The sequence below is a fragment of the Bacillus thermotolerans genome (genome assembly GCF_000812025.2).
Lineage (GTDB): Bacteria > Bacillota > Bacilli > Bacillales > Domibacillaceae > Quasibacillus > Quasibacillus thermotolerans.
The window spans coordinates 1-723 of record NZ_JWJE02000118.1 but is presented as its reverse complement, the minus strand read 5'-3'; the positions used below and the strand labels follow the sequence as shown (position 1 = coordinate 723).

Annotated in this window: 1 pseudogene; it reads right to left on the bottom strand. The window is 34.9% G+C overall.

The annotated features are described in order from the left end of the window. Nucleotides 1–116: 116 nt before the first annotated feature. Nucleotides 117–723 (bottom strand): annotated as a pseudogene (locus QY97_RS19320) (transposase); the annotation flags it as partial.

Genomic DNA, 723 nt, shown 5'->3' with positions numbered 1-723 from the left:
GGTTCTAAATCAAATGTTGGGGTTTTAGGCTACCGCGCTACGCTTGGTGGCCTCTATAAAAAATGATGGATGGTACCATTCATCATTTTTTATAGAGGAGAATCACACCAACTCGGTTAACCAATATGTACCCCAATTCTTTTATACTTGTGTGTTAATAAAATCTTCGCCCTAAAGCGTTCAAAAACTCTAAATCCATAAGCATTTCTCTTTAGAACTTTGGTTGAATTATTAATTCCCTCTAAAAACCCATTTGAATATTCATAGGCAAAGCTATTTAATACTTCAACTTGCCAATTTTGTATGGTCTTTATTGCTTTAATCATTTCAGGTATCTTTGAATCCTCAATTAACTTATATAGTTCTTCCAATTCCTTTTTAACCAAACTGATACTGTTTTTTCCGTTTTCTTTGGCACGTAAAAACCAAGAACGATATGCCTCTTTAATTTCATATGCTTGTTTGAGTTCATTCGACATCTCCAAGTAACGATTTAAATGCCATTTCTCATCTTGGTAGAATATCAATCGGTTCTTTTGTTATCCCATTCGCAATGATTAACTGGTATTTCCCTTCGCGGGTATCACCCTTGTATTCATCAATAGCTATAACTGTAGGTAATTCTTCCACCGGACGAATTTCACTTCGTGAAATTTGATCGAATCGACGTATAATGGTTGAAGATGAACACCCGTAGATTTCAGCTGTTTCCTTAAATGTTTT